Raw genomic sequence first — 15,479 nt, forward strand, 5'->3', positions numbered from 1 at the left:
GCGGCACCTCCCAGGGGATATCGAGCCTCGGACTCCGCTACGGAGGACGGTGCCGGCACGCCCGGAGAGCACGAGGCGTGGGGATCACTGCCTCATGGTTTGTAGGCCACACAGCCGTACATGAACACCTTGTCTGGCTGCGGTCCCGGCTTGCGCCAGGTGTCAACCGGTCCGACTCCGTCGCTGGTCACCTGCCAGCGCCCGAGTAGCGGGTAGATCTGATGTGGACCACGTGGGTGTAGCGGGTTGCCGGCCTGGTCAAGGACCATCTCCTTGCTGGCCGGAAAGGAGGCCAGGGCCTCGCCGCCGAAATCCACCACCAGATAGCTACCCCGAGATGCCCAGTCGAAGATGCCGGAAAGTGTCCTGTGAACGGCATCATCGTCGAGTGACACGGTTACCCCGGTCAGCACTATGCCGATGGGTGCGGTGGGATCGAGGACCCGATCCATCATTTCCTGGTCGAGGGTGGCAAGATCTGTCGCATCACAGTAGGTGTATTCCACCCCCGGCGTGGTGGCGAGAATCTCACTGCCTGAGGCGATGTTGGCGGCGTCGATGTCGGTGTAGAGAACGCGAGCCCCAGGAAGGATCTCATGCACGTTGCCCGGTGTCGGAGTGCCGGCACCGAGAAGCAGGAACTGGTTGACTCCCTGTTCCGCGACCACCTGGACGGCGCGTCCGACAAATTCCTGTAACGTGTGGTGGACGTGTGGCAGCCCTGGGTCCGGGGCGCAGAATGCCTTGGCCGCCTCCGCGTCCGCCGGAAGGTGCTGTGCTCCGCCGCGCCAATGATCGATGATGCGTCCAGTATCTGGGACCTGCGCTTGTTGCGCCATGGCATCTGTCATGACGAACTTCCTGTCATGGGAAAGCCTGTCCAGTCAACCAGCTTGGCCTGGTGGGTAGGAGAATATTTGATGCACCCCGCATCCACAAGTGAATGTGCGTGACATATTTCGTGGGCTTTGTCGCTATCGGGTTTCCGACGTTCGCTGACTCACATCCGGGTATTCACCCGATGCTTCGAAGTTGCGTGCGGACACCGACTGCACGAAGGCCGTGGTGGATCGCTACCTCGTCGACCTGACGCTGCCCGCGCCCGGTGCGCGGTGCCCGGCGGACTGAACGGGCCGTCGGCTGGCGGGCAAGAAGCCGCTGCCGGTCCCGTGCGGCAGGAGGCCGGATCGATCGATTCGCAGTAGGGTCCGCGCGGGGGTGTGGAGTCTGCCCGCTCCCGCGCGGAGTGACCGCCGGAGATGTCGCCTCGTCAGGAGGAGCTGATGGCCAAGTACCTGCTGCTCAAGCACTACCGGGGTGGCCCGGCACCCGCCGTGGACTGGGCACCGATGGACCAGTGGACACCGGACGAGGTCGACGCGCACCTGCGGTTCATGCACGACTTCGGGGCGCGGCTGGAGGAGACGGGCGAACTCGTTGACGCCCAAGCACTGTCGCCCGAAGGCGCGTTCGTGCGGTACGACGGCGAGGGGCGGCCACCGGTGACCGACGGGCCGTTCGTCGAAACCAAGGACCTGGTCGCCGGGTGGTACATCGTCGACGTGGAGTCGTGGGACCGCGCGGTGGAGCTGGCGGGGGAGCTGTCGGCGGCCCCCGGGCCGGGCGGTAGGCCGATCCACGAGTGGCTGGAGGTCCGACCGTTCTACGGTGTGCCGGCGGCTGTGCCGGAGTGAACGGGGAACTGCTGCGGGACCTCGTACCAGCGGTGATCGGGGTTCTCGTCCGGCGTGGTGCGGATTTCGCGTCGGCCGAGGATGCCGTGCAGGACGCCCTGGTCGAGGCGGTGCGCGGGTGGCCGGAGAGTCCGCCGCGGGACCCCCGGGGCTGGTTGATCACCGTGGCCTGGCGTAGGTTCCTCGACGCCGCCCGCGCCGACACCTCCCGGCGGCAGCGCGAGGTACGCGTCGAGGGTGAGCCCGTACCCGGGCCGGTCGAGGCGGTGGACGACACGCTGCAGCTGTATTTCCTCTGCGCGCACCCCTGCCTGACACCGGCCTCGTCCGTCGCGCTCACGCTGCGCGCGGTCGGTGGTCTGACCACACGCCAGATCGCGCGGGCCTACCTCGTGCCGGAGGCGACCATGGCTCAGCGGATCAGCCGGGCCAAGCGGAAGGTCTCGGGCGTCCGCCTCAACCAGCCCGGTGATGTCGCCACCGTGTTGCGGGTGCTCTACCTCGTCTTCAACGAGGGCCATTCCGGGGATGTCGACCTGGCCACCGAGGCGATCCGGCTCACTCGTCAACTAGCCGCCCAGATTGACCACGAGGAGGTCGCGGGCCTGCTGGCGCTGATGCTGCTGCACCACGCGCGGCGTCCGGTGCGCACCAGCCCGGACGGCCGGCTCGTGCCCCTTGCCGAGCAGGACCGCAGCCGGTGGGACCGCCACCTGATCGCCGAGGGGATCGAGGTGCTCCAGAACGCCCTCGCCCGCGACCGGCTGGGAGAGTTCCAGGCTCAGGCCGCCATCGCCGCCCTGCACGCCGACGCCCGGACGGTCGAGGAGACCGACTGGCGGCAGATCGTCGAGTGGTACGACGAGCTGGTGCGCCTCACCGACAGCCCGGTGGCCCGGCTCAATCGGGCGGTCGCGCTCGGGGAGGCGGACGGCCCGAGGACCGGCCTGGCCGCCCTGGCAGGGCTTGACCCCGCCCTGCCCCGGTACGCCGCCGTCGCGGCGTACCTGCACGAGCGGGCGGGCGAGCCGGTAACCGCGGCCCGGCTCTACGCCGAGGCTGCCCGCTCGGCGCCGAGCCTCCCCGAGCGCGACCACCTCACGCGGCAGGCTGCCCGACTCAACTCGCAACCGCGGAGATGAGCAGCGGTCGACGTGCTATCGCTGGGCGCGCAGGAGCCAGGCTTGGTGTTCGATGGTGTGGCCGGCGGTGATGAGTAGGTCCTGGGTGATGGGGTCGTCGGCGGTGGCTTCGATTGCTTGGCGGATTCCGGTGCCGGTGGTGGTGAGGAGCTCGCCGATCTTGTCGATCACGGTGTCGTCCGGTAGTACGCCGTTGTCCAACTGGGGTAGCCGGCTGGTGGCGGTGATGGTGGTGGCGCGTGCGTCGGGTGGTGTGCCGATGGCGGCGGCGCGTTCGGCGATGGTGTCGGCGTGTTCACGTGCCGCGTCGGCGAGGGCGTCGAGTTGCTGGTGTAGGGGCAGGAACCGAGGCCCGGTCACGTTCCAGTGGGCTTGTTTGGCCTGGAGGACGAGGTCGAGTAGGTCGATGAGGGTCTGCTGCAGGATGCCGCCGACGCTGCCGGGAGTGGGTGTGGGCGCAACGGTGGGGGCGGTGGCCGTGGACATCAGCGGATCTCTTTCAGGCGAGTAGGGAGCGGCCGGAGCCGGCCTCGGCTGTGGCGCTACTTGGCGAGGAAGGTCAGCAGGGCCTGGTTGACGTCGTCGGCGTGGGTCCAGAGCAGGCCGTGGGGTGCGCCGTCGATTTCGACGTAGTCGGCGTTGGGTAGCTGCTTGCGCAGTTCGCGGGCGGTGGCGTCGATGGGCAGGATGTTGTCGGCGGTGCCGTGCAGGATCAGGCTGGGTACGTCGATCTTGGGGATGTCGGCGCGGAAGTCGGTGATCCAGGTGGGCACGGCGGCGCTGGAGGCGTACCAGGACGCGCCGGCGGCGATGTTCCAGCTGTTGCGTAGGGCTTCTTCGGACAGGCGGGTGCCGAGGGTGTCGTCGGTGTTGTAGAAGTTGCGGTAGAAGTCGGTGAAGTAGGCGTAGCGGTCGGCGGTGACCGCGGCGAGGATGCCGTCGAAGACGTCCTGGGGCACGCCGGTGGGGTTGTCGTCGGTCTGCAGCAGGAACGGCTGCAGTGAGGCCAGGAACGCGGCCTTGGCGATGCGGGTGGAGCCGTAGCGGCCGAGGTAGCGGGCGACCTCGCCGCTGCCCATGGAGAAGCCGACCAGGACCACGTCGGTGAGGTCCAGGGTCTCCAGGACCGCGTTCAGGTCCGCGGCGAAGGTGTCGTAGTCGTAGCCGACGGTGGGTTGGCTGGACTGGCCGAAGCCCCGCCGGTCGTAGGTGATCACCCGGTAGCCGGCCTTGAGTAGGGCCGCGGACTGCTTCTCCCACGAGTGCCCGTCCAGGGGGTAGCCGTGGATGAGTACCACCGGCTGTCCCTGACCGTGGTCCTCGTAGTACACGTCGATGTTGGTGCTGTTCTCGGTTCCCACGGTGATGAATGGCACGGTAACCCCTCAGTTAAGGAGAACGACCGTTCGCAGCCGCTCTGGATGTCACTCTAGAGAACGAACGTTCTCAGCGCCAGCTTTTGCTGAAATACCCGCGGTGACGAGCGTCATGCGACCAAACCACCGGGAGTCCTACCTGCTGGCGAGGGCTCGAGGTCGATCCACCCCCGCCGTCGCCGACCGACGAGGTGGTCCACGGGCACTTGCGGAACGCCCGCCGGCTCTACCGCAGCCGTGGCGTCCACGCCGTGGGTGTGCCGTCGTCGTTGCGGCCGGGGCACCTGCGTAGACGCCTCTTGTCTCCGTTTCGCCAGTACTCTCTTGTGGTTACTGAGGATCTGATGGAGAGTGAACGGATGGGCAACCGACACGAGGCGAGCGAGCTGCTGCCAGAAGCCGATCTGGCGCGTGCCGATTCGCTGGCACGGGAGATCTTCTCCGACGTGGCCAACAAGTGGGCATTCCTGATCATCGAGTTCATCGGACAACGCACCATGCGCTTCGGTGAACTACGCGACGAGGTCGGCGGCATCAGCCACAAGATGCTCACCCAGAACCTGCGGATGCTGGAACGCAACGGCCTGGTCGAGCGAACCGTGTATCCCACCATCCCGCCCCGGGTCGAGTACACCCTCACCGAGGCGGGTGAGGCGCTACGCAGCGTCGTCGACGGCATGTGCGGCTGGACTCAACGCCACTTCAGCCACATCGAGTCGTCGCGGCGCCGCTTCGATACCTCGCAGGTGTGATCAGTCGAGGACGGCGGTCGCCTCAACCTCGACCAGGTGTTCGGGAGTATCCAACGCCGCGGCTCCGTACAGTGAGGCCGGAGCAATGGGTGTGGTGCCCAGCTTGGCCGACGCCCGCTCGATGCCCTCGAGCAACTCCGGCATCCGCTCCGGGGTCCAGTCGACGACATGCACCGTCAACTTCACCACATCGGCGAAGGACGCCCCGACGCCAGCCAGTGCGGTACCGACGTTGAGGTAGCACTGCTCGACCTGGGCGGCCAGGTCGCCTTCGCCGATCGTCTTACCGTCGGCGTCCCAGGAGACCTGCCCGGCGACGTGGATCAGCTTGGAACCGGTCGCCACCGACACCTGCCGGTACACGTCGACCACGGGAAGTCCGCTCGGGTTGACCAGGGTTACGGCCATGATGACCGCCTCCTTTCGCTCTCTTTCGGTTACTAGAACACCATAGGAAACCGGTCGTATGCAGGGAAGAAGGCACTTTTTCGAACCCCAGGAACCTTTCGGTAACCAGTTAGCTCGGCCGCGTCCAGCTCCAGGAAGGAGTTACTAAGTAAGTAGTTACCTGGTAAGTTCCCCTGCCATGCAGCGAAACGCGGTGCGGTGGGGGCTGTTGGCCCTCTTCGTGGACGGTCCGAAATACGGGTACCAGCTCCGAACGGAGCTCGACACACGTACCGGTGGCAGCTGGGCGGTGAACGTCGGTCAGATCTACACCACCCTGGACCGCCTGGTCCGCGACGGCCTCGTCGTCACCGAAGGTGCGGACGCCGAGGGGCGAGAGCTGTACGTGCTCACCGAGCCCGGGCGGGTGGCGCTCGCCGAGTGGTACCTCACCCCGGTCACCGAGACGGAGCGCCCCCGCAACGAGTTGGCGATCAAGTTGGCGATGGCCGCGCGGGACCCGAGTGTGGACATCACGATCGTGGTGCAGCATCAGCGCACCGAGTCGATGCGGCAGCTGCGGGACTACACCGACCTGCGCCGACAGGCCAACGAGGATGTTGACCTCACCTGGTCGCTGTTCCTCGACCACCTGATTTTCGCCCTGGAGGGTGAGCTCCGGTGGCTGGACCATGTGGAGGCGACAGTGCTGCGGCGGCGGTACGCCCGGCCCGCGCCCGCGCCCGCGCCCGCACCGACCCCGCCCGAGGCTGCCGAGATCGCTGAGTCGGGGCGGGCCCGGCGGTGAGCGATGTGGTGTTGCGGCTGGCCGAGGTGGAACGGGTCTACCGGGCCGGCGAGGGCTCGGTGTGGGCGTTGGCCGGGGTCAGCCTGACCGTTCGGGCCGGTGAACTGGTCGCGGTGATGGGGCCGTCCGGTTCGGGGAAGTCCACCCTGCTCTCCATCGCCGGTGGGCTGGAGGTGCCCACCTCCGGGTTGGTGGAGGTGGCGGGGGTTCGGCTCGGCGGGCTCGATTCGACGGCGGTGGCCCGCCTGCGCCGGGACCGCATCGGCTGCGTGTTCCAGGACTTCAACCTGGTGACCGACCTGACCGCGGCGGAGAACGTCGCCCTGCCGTTGGAACTCGGCGGCAGCAGTGCGCGGGCGGCCCGCGCCTCGGCTGTCACCGCGCTGGACGAGGTGGGCCTGCCTGAGGTTGCCGACCGGTTTCCCGATCAGCTCTCCGGTGGGCAGCAGCAGCGGGTGGCGATCGCCCGCGCCCTGGTCGGCGAGCGCCGGTTGGTGCTGGCGGACGAGCCGACCGGTGCCCTCGACTCGCAGACCAGCCTCGCGGTGTTGCAGGTCCTGCGGGCGCGGATCGACGGCGGGGCGGCTGGTGTGCTGGTCACGCACGAGGCGCGGTACGCCGGCTGGGCGGACCGCACGGTCTTTCTCCGAGATGGGCGACTGGTGGACGCCACCCCGGAGCGCGACGATGCCCGGCGGCTGCTGGCGGAGCCGTCGTGAGCGCCGCCGGCCGGTTCGGTTCGTGGCGGGTCGCGCTGCGCACATCACCCGTCGCTCCGCGCTGGCCCGCCCTGCTGGCGGTCGTGCTGGTCCCACCCGTGCTGGCGATCGTCGCGGCCCGCGGGTCGGCCCGCGGCGGGCTTCCCCGCCCGCGGAGGCAGGAGCGAAGTCGGTAGCGACGCCGGCAGTACCGGCTCGGGGGCGGCGAAGGTCACCGGAGCGCCGAAGGCGGCCTTGCGGGCGGCGCGGCGCAGCGCGGCGAGCACCGCCGGGCCGGCGAGGGCGATCATCACGGCGGTGGTGATCGCCCGTCCGGTGTCCCAGCCGAAGGTGGAGGTCACCGCGGTGAAGATGACGAAGCGGTGCAGGTTCTCCAGGACCGGCGCGCCGGCCACGTAGGAGAGTTGGGTCTCCGCGCCGGCGCTGAACGGCCAGAACCAGAGGTTCATCAGCAGCCCGTAGCCGTAGGCGGCGAGCGCGCCGTACCCGACCAGGAGAGCGACCTCGGCGCGACCGCGGGGCCGGCGGGGGAGCAGGCCGGCGCCGAGCCCCACCCAGGAGGCGGCGAGCATCTGGAACGGCAGCCAGGGGCCGACGCCGGCGGTGAGCAACGCGGAGGCGAACAGCGACGTGGCGCCGAGCAGGAAGCCGAACCCCGGTCCGAAGACCCGGCCGGCGAGGACGAGCAGGAAGAACACTGTCTCGATCCCGGCGGTACCGGCACCGAGCGGGCGCAGCGCGGCGTTGACCGCGGCGAGCACCCCGAGCAGCGCCAGGGCCTTGCTGTCGATCCCGCCCGAGGTGAGTTCCGCCAGCACCAGCGCCACCAGCACCGGCAACATGACGACGAAGACCAGCGGCGCCTCGCCGGCGCGGGCGGTGCTCTCCGGCTGCACCGGGACGAAGAGCGGCCAGGCGAAGGTGGCCAGCGCGGCTACCGACGCGAGCACCAGCACCACGGCGGTGCGCGGAGCGACCCGCAGCACACTCACGCCGGCTTCCGCTCCGCCACCAGCGTCGCGGCGACCTGATCCACGGTCAGCCACGGCGCCGGGGCGAGCACCTTGGCGACCTGCGGGGCGAAGGCAGGCGAGGCGAGCATGACCTCCGCGGTGCTGCCGTCGGCCACGATTTCACCGTCGGCCAGCACGATCACCCGGTCGGCCAGCGCCGCGACCAGCTCCACGTCGTGCGTCGCCACCACCACGCCGCGCCCGGCGGCGGCCAACCCGCGCACCAGCGCGACGAACTGCCGCTTGGCGAGGTAGTCCAGGCCGCGGGTCGGCTCGTCCAGCAGCACCACCGGCGGGGCGGCGGTGAGCTGCACCGCGAGCGCGAGCGCCAGCCGCTGCCCCTCGGAGAGGTCCCGCGGGTGCCGGTCACCGGGCAGACCGGGGGTGAGCTGGTCCAGCAGGGCGCGACAGGTGCCGGCCGCGGCCCCGGTCTCCTGGTCGGCCTGGTGGCACTCACCGTCGACCGTCTCCAGGTAGAGCAGGTCGCCTGGGGTCTGCGGAACCAGCCCGACCTGCCGGCGAGCCTGGTGGGCCGGCAGGCTCTTCGGGTCGACGGCCCCCGCCGCGCCGGTGACGGTCACCGCGCCGCCGTGCCGGGGGCCGCTGCCCTGCACAGCCCAGAGCAGGCTGGACTTTCCGGAACCGTTGCGCCCCATCAAGGCGACGACCTGGCCAACCTGGAGGTCGAGATCGACGCCGGCCACGGCCACGGTGCCCGGATACCGTACGACGATCTTCCGCGCGCTCAACGCCGCCGTCGACTCCGGGGCGGGAGCCGGCGCGGGGGGCGCCCCCTCGCCGAGCCGCCCACGCAGCTCGGCGGCGCGGCGGCGGGCGTCGCGGACCGACAGCGGCAGCGGGTCCCAGCCGGCCAGGCGACCCAGCTCGACCAGGGGTGGGGCCAGCTCCACGCCGGCCAGTACCACCGCCGGCGGACCGTCGACCACCCGTCCGTCGCCGGGCAGGTAGAGCAGGCGGTCGGCGTACTGCATGACCCGTTCGAGGCGGTGCTCGGCCAGCACCACGGTGACGCCGAGATCGTGGACCAGCCGGGTGACCGCGGCGAGGACGTCCTCGGCGGCCGTGGGGTCCAGCGCGGAGGTGGGCTCGTCGAGCACCAGGACCCGGGGGTGGCTGGTGAGGACGGCACCGATGGCCACCCGTTGCTGTTGCCCACCGGAGAGGGTCCGGAGTGGCCGGTCGCGTAGCTCGGCGATGCCGAGCAGGTCCAGCGTCTCCTCCACCCGCTTGCGCATCGCCGCCGGCGGCAGGGAGAGCTGCTCCATCCCGTATGCCAGCTCCTCCTCGACGGTGTCGGTGACGAACCCGGAGAGCGGGTCCTGGCCGACCACGCCGACCACGTCGGCGAGGTCGCGGGGTGGGTGCCGGCGGGTGTCCCGGCCGTCCACGGTGACCGAGCCGTACAGGGTGCCACCGGTGAAGTGCGGCACCAGCCCGTTGATCGCCCGCAGCAGGGTCGACTTGCCGGCCCCGGTACGCCCGGCGACCAGGCACAGCTCGCCCTCCTCGACGGTCAGCGTCACGTCCCGCAGCGGTGGCGGCCCGTCCTCGGTGTAGCGGACGGTCATCCGGTCAAATGTGATCATATGTGATCTTTCGGGACAGGTGTCGGCGGCGGGGCGAGCCAGGCCGGTACGGCCGCGACGGCGACGGCGAGCAGCAGCAGTGGGGTCAGCTCGGGCCAGGTGGGCGGGCTGACCGGCGGGTAGAGCAGCTCCGGGTCGGCCGTGCCGGCCAGCATCATGAGGCCGGCCGTGACGACCCCACAACCGGCGACGAGCAGCTCGGCCAGCTGCCAGCGGTCCGGCCGGTAGCGGCTGCGGCGGACCCGACGGCCGGCCAGCAGCATGCCGCCCGCGGCGGTGGCCAGCCCGGCGAGGAGCAGCGGCAGCCCCAGGTAGCCGGGCCCGACGGTGTCGAGCAGCCCGTAGGTGCCGGCGCAGACGCCGAGCAGGCCGCCGAGCACCAGCGTGCCGGTGACCGCCCGCTGCCCGGCGGGGACCGCTTCGGTCCGGCCGTAGCCACGCGAGTCCATCGCCGCGGCCAGGGCCAGCGACCGGTCCAACGCGTCGGCCAACACCGGCAGCGCGACGCCCCGAAACGCCCGCGTCCCCCGCCCGGACGCACCCCGCAGCCGGCGGGCCCGCCGGACCCGCAGCACACTCTCCACCAGCTGCGGAGCGACCGACAGGGCGACCACCACCGCCGTCCCCACCGCGTACAACGCTCCCGGTACGGCCTTGAGGAGCCGCTTCGGGTTCGCCAGAGCGTTCGCCGCGCCCAAACAGATCAGCATCGTCGCCAACCGGAGCCCGTCGTAGAACCCACCGAGGACCTGCTCGGCGGCGACCGGCCCGAGCAGGCGGATACCCGCCGCCCACTCCGGCAGTGGGATTTCCGGCAACCGGACCAGCACGTGTCCGCCTTGCCCGCCACCGAAGACGATCCGGAACACCACCCGCATCGCGACGATCACCACGCCGAGCCAGACGTACATCCGGAATGCCAGCGCCCAGGGGGCGTGCCCACGTCGCCGCACGACCACCAACGCGGCGACCGCGACCAGCAGGGTGAGCCCCAGCGGGTTGGTGGTGTGGCTGGCCGCGGTGGCCAGCCCGAGCGCCCACAGCCACCAGGCGCCCGGGTGCAGCCCGCGGGGCAGGCGCCAGGCGGACCAGCGGGCCGACCATCGATCGAGGGTCGCGGGGCGGTCCGCCATGGCGTCAGTCATCTGGGTCGGCGACCCGCCGTCGTCGGGCGGCGACCAGACCCCCGGCGGTGAGTGCGGCCAGCAGCAGCACCCCGGCCAGCGTGCCCAGCGGCACGCCCCCCTCCTCGCGGGCGGCGACGGCGTCGGTCAGCACGGGCTCGTCGGCGGAGCCCGACCGCGTCAAGGCGGTGGCAGTCACCGGGGACGGGCGGTCCGCCGCGCTGGCCGACGGCGCGGCGGCGGCCGAGGTCGACGGGCCAACGGTGGTCGGCCCACCGGTTGCCCCGGGCTGACCACCGTCGGCGGGCGGCGGCGCGACGGGTCTGCCTGCCGGCGGCGGTGCCACCGGTACGTCGCTCGCCGGCGGTGCTGCCGGCAGTGCCGGTGGCGAGGCGGACGGCGGCGGTGCGGGGCGGCTCGGGGTGACTCCCGGGCGGGGTGCGTCGGCGGGGTCACGGTTGAGGGAGAACGACCAGCCGTCGAAGCTGCCCGCCGGGGGCGTACGGTTCAGCACCCCCTTGTTGCTGTAGGTCCAGCTGCCCCCGTTCGGGGCGTGCCAGTATGACCAGTAGGCGCTGCCCGGCGGCGTGTCGACGCACTTCTCCGCGTCCGCCGATGGTCTGCCCTCGATCCGGCAGATGAATCCCTCGCCCCAGCGCATCGTGCCGGTGATCTGGAAGCCGGCGCTCTTCAGCGCCGCCAGCCCGGTGGCCTGGCTGCCCGGGGCGCAGCGGACCACGGTCCCGCCCCCCAGTTCGTTGAAGTCGACCACGACGGTGACGCCGGAGGCGTCCGGGCAGTAGCCGGCGGACCCGGCGGCCGCCGCCGGGCTCCCCGGCCCGATCACCGAGCCGGCGGCGACCAGGGCGACGGCCACCGAGCCGCGGAGCGTCCGGCGGCTCAATTCGCCCGCCGGCGGCCGAGGATGAGCAGCCCGACGCCGCCACCGAGCAGCAGCACCGCGAGCAGTACGTAGCTGGTGATCGCGGCGCCGGTGGTCGGCAGCCCACCCGGGCTGGAGGTGGTCGGCGTGGGAGTCACCGGAGCGCTGCCGGTTGGTGACGCGGCGGGCGGCTCCGACGGGGCGGTCCCGGTGGCGCTCGGTGTCGGGCTGGCGGTGGCTGTGCCGGTCGGCGTCGGCGATCCGGTGGCGGTCGGCGAGGCGGTGGGGGAGGCGGTGCCGGTCGGGGTGGGCTGCCCGGTCGGCGTCGGGTCGAGGCCGATCCGACCCAGCGGCACCTGGGCGAGCCCGAGCAGGGCCTGGGCGGTGGCCCGACGCCACTCGTCCCGGCTGTTGTCGCCGAGTCCTTTCTCGACGGCGCCGGCGAGCCCGTCGGCATCGTAGGCGATGGCGCCCGCCTCCGCGGTGGCCGCCCCGCCGTTGGCGGCGGTCAGCTGGAGCGCGGCCAGCGCCACCGCCGCCTCGGTGGCCTCCGGGTCACGGCCGGCGGCGGCGAGGGCCTGTCCGGCCAGGCCGGTGCTGTTGGAGTTCTTTCCGGTGGTCGGTCCGGAGCCGCCGAACGATCCGTCGGTGTGCTGCTGGGACACCAGCCAGTCCGCGCCGGCGGCGGCCGCGGCGGCGGCGCCGGCGGCACCGTTCTCGGCGGCGCTCAGCAGCGCCTGCACGGCCATCGCGGTCGAGTCGACGTCGAGGGTGGCGTCGGGTTGGTCGTCGCAGGACGGTGAGGGCCCGTCCGCGGTGTCCGGGTAGAGGCGGAAGCCGCCCGCCGCGCACTGCTGCCGGATGAGGAAGTCCACCACGTCCTGCGGTACGCCACCGCTGCGGGTCAGGCCCAGCACGGCGAAGGACTGGTCGAAGGTGTTACTGGGGGCCAGGCCGGCCTGCGCGGCGGGTCGGTTGGTGAGCCGTCCCCGCTGGTGGTCGGTGTCCGCCCCGGCGATCATCGACAGGGTCTCGGCCCGCAGGTCGTAGCCGCCGAAGTCGGTGGGGTCGGCGCTGGAGGCGGAGGCGGCGTAGAGCAGCTTCGCGGTCGCCCCGCCGTCGGTGACGTCCTTGGGGCTCCAGTTGTCCCAGCTGTTGTAGGCGCGCACGTTCGCCGCGATTTGGGCGGTCGCCGCCTGCCGGGTCGACGGGTCGACCCCGGTGGCGGAGAGGGCGAGGAGACCGTCGATGGTCAGCCCCCAGTCCTCCGTCTCCGGGTTGAACGGGCTGGGCAGGACGCCGTCGGTGAATTCGTCGGCCAGCCAGGACGCGGCCGCGCGGGCCGCGGCGGCGTGGGCCGGGTCGGGTGCCGCCCCCACGGTTGGGGGAGCGGCAGCTACCGCGGCGAGGGTGGTTGCCGCGGCCACGCCGAGACCGGTGGCGAGGCGCCGGGACAGGGCCATGAGGGGTGCCTTTCGTAGCGGAGGGTGAGCTCCGGCAAGCACCCCGGGGTACGAAAACCCCGCTCCGCGTGCTGCGGTGAGCGGGGTGGACGGACCTCGGCGGACCGGACTTCACCCGGTGAACCTCGACAGTGGAGCCGCTCGTCCCGGGCGGGGCATTCCGGCTCGCGAGAGGGTTTCTCTCGCTTACGGCTGCGGGTCAGCGCCGGCATCGCACCGGTTTCCCCCACGCGGGACCTATGTGGTTGTGCCCGGTGTGCACCGAGCGCCCGTCACCGTTTCGCCCGGGCGTGCGACGGCGCCAAAGCCCGAGACGGGCACCCGGATGCGGCCACTGGTCACACCGTCGGTGCGGTGGCTCAGGGGGCGGGGATGCTCGGCGGCTCGCTGGCGCCGTAGGACCAACCCTCGACGCTGCCCGGGACCGGGTCGTAGTTGAGTACGCCCTTGTCGCTGTATTCCCAGTCACCGCCCCGGGGCGCGTGCCAGTACGACCAGTACCCGCTGGCCTGCGGGGTGTCGATGCAGGGCTCGACGTCCGGGGTGGGCAGGCCGCCGAGTCGGCAGACGAAGGCCAGCCCCCAGCGGAGGGTGCCCTCGACGGCGAAGCCGGCGTCCTGGATGGCGGCCAGCCCGGTGTCCGGGTCGCCGGGGGCGCAGGCGACCTCGACGTCGCCGCCGAAGGCGGTGAAGTCGATCACCACGGTAACGCCCGAGGTGCCGTCACAGGCGTCAGCGCGCGCGGCCTGGGGGGCGGGCTCGACAGCGGCCAGGGCGATCCCGGCGACGGCGGCGGCCAACAGGCCGGCGACGCGGGTGCGGACGGTGGTTCGGAGGTGGGACACGACCATCAGGAGTGCCTTTCCGCCCTGCGGTCGTCAGAACCCACCGATCGCTACTGGTCAGCGTCGGGTCGGGGCCTCCGACCCGTGGGCCACGACGGGTGGATAGCGGTGCGCGAGTGTGGCGGGTATTCGGGCTCGCCGTCGGGATGCACCTCGACGGCCTACCGTTGCGGGCCAGCGCCGGATTTTGACCGGACTTCCCCCGCACAGACGCGGTGGTGGAGTTGTCGCGACAGTCTGGGCCGGCGTGAGCAGCACTGTCAAATGCCCCGAGGCGGGCGCATGTCTGGAAGACCGCGCATCGGGTGAATCCGACCGAGCCCCGCCACGCGGTGTCATTGACGCGGTGGACGTTGCGTGGTGTGCTCAGCACGCAACGGTAATGGAAACCATGATCATTGTCAGCTGAGGAGGATCATGTCTCTCACCGTGCCACCGGACCTGCTGCGGTCCGCCGAGTCGGGCCCTGTTGCCGACGACGCCTTCGTCTCCTGCGTCCGCGACTCCCTGCCGTACGCCTGGCAGACCGTCAGCCGGGTAGCGGCGGAGCTGGCGTCCTCCGACGCCGAGTTCGCCGACAACGTCATCCCGCCGCCGACCGAGGAGGAGCGAGGTCAGCTCCTGCGCGCGCTGGCCAGCGATGCCATCCGGGCCAGCCTTGAGCGCCACTTCGGCGTCAAGCTGGCCTTCCAGAACTGCCACCGGGTGGCGGCGTTCCGGCACTCCGCAGTGGACTCGGAAACCTACCGCCGCTTCATCTCAGTCCGGGGTCAGCTGCTCAACCAGTCTCCCGAGCTGCGCAACTGTTGATCCGGCTACCGCCCGGCGGGCCGGCTGAGTGATTCGCTTCCGCTGGCCCGCCGGGCACCCCCGATCAGCCGCCGCGCTCCTGGCCCGCCGAAGTCGAGCGCCGAGCGGGCTGCCCTTGCTGCGTCCGCGGCCCGGTGCCGCTAACTCGCCGGGCGCTCTCCGCGCCTCGACACCACGGCCCGGTGTAGTGCAGCGGCCGTGCTCGATGCCGTCCCCGGCTGGTCCGTCGGCGGTGTCCGCCACGAGGTAGCTGTGTTGGCCAGGAGAATCATACTTGTATCGATTGAAATATATTCTCGTCGTGTCGGCTTCTTTGGTCCGCGCGACGGCTATCCTCGTCGGGCCAGCCGCGTCGATGACCCCGTAGAACACCTCACCCCGGGATCTTCGCCGTAGCCTGGCAGAGTGCGGCACTCGTCCGCGCGGCGAGAGTAGTGACTGGTCATGAAGTCGCCGACCGCGGTGAAGGCCGCATCCTCACGCACCGTCGGCTTCGCCCGCACCTGGGGAGCGGCAGGCTTGGTTAGCAAGAGCGCACCCTCGGTGCGGCATCCACCCGTTTAACAAGGTGGGCATGGCCAACCTCAGGGGGTGGCTGGCCGTCCCCCCTCCAAATCAGTAGCGGCGAGGAGCTGGCGCACCGTAGAGGCACCCCGAAAGTTACCCTTTACCCGTATTGATCAATGAGAGCCATAATGGTGTCACCGCCAGTGTTGTGCCAGTTGGACCATAGGTGGCAAAGATGCTAGTTGCATTAGCCTCGTCTGGGTGCTAGTTGCCGCGATGGGGAAGGCTGGCTCTGCCTCCGGAGTGCGTTCCAAAACGGGGATGGATATCGCGACTTGAGATGTGGGCT

16 protein-coding genes and 2 riboswitches are annotated in these 15,479 nt (G+C 71.1%); of the genes, 6 read left to right on the plus strand and 10 right to left on the minus strand.

All coding sequences use genetic code 11. The features are described 5' to 3' along the window. Window positions 1–92: 92 nt before the first annotated feature. Entirely contained in the window at window positions 93–851 is a 759-nt protein-coding gene (locus tag SALPAC3_RS0115145) for an SAM-dependent methyltransferase (protein WP_026185598.1), read from the minus strand. Between the two features lie 432 nt (window positions 852–1,283). Here SALPAC3_RS0115145 and SALPAC3_RS0115155 point away from each other — a divergent pair, with 432 nt between their 5' ends. Both SALPAC3_RS0115155 and SALPAC3_RS0115160 read left to right on the plus strand, forming a co-directional pair. Beyond that, window positions 1,284–1,694 (plus strand): YciI family protein, encoded by a 411-nt coding sequence (locus tag SALPAC3_RS0115155; RefSeq protein ID WP_018222066.1) that lies wholly within the window; start codon window positions 1,284–1,286, stop codon window positions 1,692–1,694. After that, window positions 1,691–2,836 carry an RNA polymerase sigma factor gene (locus SALPAC3_RS0115160; protein WP_018222067.1) on the plus strand — a complete coding sequence of 382 codons (1,146 nt, stop codon included), beginning with the start codon at window positions 1,691–1,693 and terminating at the stop codon, window positions 2,834–2,836. The genes SALPAC3_RS0115155 and SALPAC3_RS0115160 overlap by 4 nt, the downstream gene beginning before the upstream one ends. A gap of 15 nt (window positions 2,837–2,851) precedes the next feature. Here the strand turns inward: SALPAC3_RS0115160 and SALPAC3_RS0115165 are convergent, their stop codons facing one another. Both SALPAC3_RS0115165 and SALPAC3_RS0115170 read right to left on the minus strand, forming a co-directional pair. Then, complete coding sequence (locus SALPAC3_RS0115165; protein ID WP_018222068.1) at window positions 2,852–3,322, minus strand: Dps family protein; 471 nt, start codon at window positions 3,320–3,322, stop codon at window positions 2,852–2,854. Window positions 3,323–3,378: 56 nt separating this feature from the next. Next, a complete protein-coding gene (locus SALPAC3_RS0115170) occupies window positions 3,379–4,212 on the minus strand; it encodes an alpha/beta fold hydrolase (RefSeq protein WP_018222069.1) in 834 nt (277 codons plus the stop codon). Window positions 4,213–4,571: 359 nt separating this feature from the next. Here SALPAC3_RS0115170 and SALPAC3_RS0115175 point away from each other — a divergent pair, with 359 nt between their 5' ends. Further along, window positions 4,572–4,964, plus strand: a complete 393-nt coding sequence (locus SALPAC3_RS0115175) for a winged helix-turn-helix transcriptional regulator (protein WP_026185599.1) — start codon at window positions 4,572–4,574, stop codon at window positions 4,962–4,964. Here SALPAC3_RS0115175 and SALPAC3_RS0115180 read toward each other — a convergent pair whose 3' ends face one another. Then, window positions 4,965–5,372, minus strand: a complete 408-nt coding sequence (locus tag SALPAC3_RS0115180) for a RidA family protein (RefSeq protein WP_018222071.1) — start codon at window positions 5,370–5,372, stop codon at window positions 4,965–4,967. 178 nt (window positions 5,373–5,550) lie between these two features. On the opposite strand from SALPAC3_RS0115180, the gene SALPAC3_RS0115185 reads away from it, so the two are divergent. Together SALPAC3_RS0115185 and SALPAC3_RS0115190 are read left to right on the plus strand one after the other, a co-directional pair. After that, window positions 5,551–6,159: a PadR family transcriptional regulator gene (locus SALPAC3_RS0115185; protein WP_018222072.1), complete on the plus strand. Its 609-nt coding sequence runs from the start codon at window positions 5,551–5,553 to the stop codon at window positions 6,157–6,159. Next, a complete protein-coding gene (locus SALPAC3_RS0115190) occupies window positions 6,156–6,878 on the plus strand; it encodes an ABC transporter ATP-binding protein (RefSeq protein ID WP_018222073.1) in 723 nt (240 codons plus the stop codon). The genes SALPAC3_RS0115185 and SALPAC3_RS0115190 overlap by 4 nt, the downstream gene beginning before the upstream one ends. A gap of 44 nt (window positions 6,879–6,922) precedes the next feature. On the opposite strand, the gene SALPAC3_RS25830 is transcribed toward SALPAC3_RS0115190, so the two are convergent. The 6 genes from SALPAC3_RS25830 to SALPAC3_RS0115225 all read right to left on the minus strand — a co-directional run bounded on the left by SALPAC3_RS25830 (window position 6,923) and on the right by SALPAC3_RS0115225 (window position 13,819). After that, window positions 6,923–7,870: an ECF transporter S component gene (locus SALPAC3_RS25830; RefSeq protein WP_018222074.1), complete on the minus strand. Its 948-nt coding sequence runs from the start codon at window positions 7,868–7,870 to the stop codon at window positions 6,923–6,925. Further along, window positions 7,867–9,498 (minus strand): ABC transporter ATP-binding protein, encoded by a 1,632-nt coding sequence (locus SALPAC3_RS0115205; protein WP_018222075.1) that lies wholly within the window; start codon window positions 9,496–9,498, stop codon window positions 7,867–7,869. The genes SALPAC3_RS25830 and SALPAC3_RS0115205 overlap by 4 nt, the downstream gene beginning before the upstream one ends. Further along, the gene (locus SALPAC3_RS0115210) at window positions 9,495–10,643 is read right to left on the minus strand and encodes a CbiQ family ECF transporter T component (RefSeq protein WP_026185602.1); all 1,149 of its coding nucleotides are present in this window, start codon (window positions 10,641–10,643) and stop codon (window positions 9,495–9,497) included. The genes SALPAC3_RS0115205 and SALPAC3_RS0115210 overlap by 4 nt, the downstream gene beginning before the upstream one ends. Beyond that, the gene (locus SALPAC3_RS0115215; RefSeq protein ID WP_033774856.1) at window positions 10,636–11,526 is read right to left on the minus strand and encodes a hypothetical protein; all 891 of its coding nucleotides are present in this window, start codon (window positions 11,524–11,526) and stop codon (window positions 10,636–10,638) included. Before SALPAC3_RS0115215 ends, SALPAC3_RS0115210 begins: the two co-directional genes overlap by 8 nt. Then, a complete protein-coding gene (locus SALPAC3_RS0115220; protein WP_018222078.1) occupies window positions 11,523–12,968 on the minus strand; it encodes a prenyltransferase/squalene oxidase repeat-containing protein in 1,446 nt (481 codons plus the stop codon). Before SALPAC3_RS0115220 ends, SALPAC3_RS0115215 begins: the two co-directional genes overlap by 4 nt. Before the next feature lie 153 nt (window positions 12,969–13,121). Then, window positions 13,122–13,195, minus strand: a riboswitch (cobalamin riboswitch). A 132-nt stretch (window positions 13,196–13,327) separates the two neighbouring features. After that, window positions 13,328–13,819 (minus strand): hypothetical protein, encoded by a 492-nt coding sequence (locus SALPAC3_RS0115225; protein WP_018222079.1) that lies wholly within the window; start codon window positions 13,817–13,819, stop codon window positions 13,328–13,330. Window positions 13,820–13,936: 117 nt separating this feature from the next. Beyond that, a riboswitch (cobalamin riboswitch) is annotated at window positions 13,937–14,016 on the minus strand. 214 nt (window positions 14,017–14,230) lie between these two features. Between SALPAC3_RS0115225 and SALPAC3_RS0115230 the strand changes: the two genes are divergently transcribed. Next, complete coding sequence (locus SALPAC3_RS0115230; RefSeq protein ID WP_018222080.1) at window positions 14,231–14,623, plus strand: SCO5389 family protein; 393 nt, start codon at window positions 14,231–14,233, stop codon at window positions 14,621–14,623. The last annotated feature ends 856 nt before the right edge of the window (window positions 14,624–15,479 follow it).

The organism is Salinispora pacifica DSM 45544, from assembly GCF_000378845.1.
GTDB classification, from domain to species: Bacteria; Actinomycetota; Actinomycetes; order Mycobacteriales; family Micromonosporaceae; genus Micromonospora; species Micromonospora pacifica.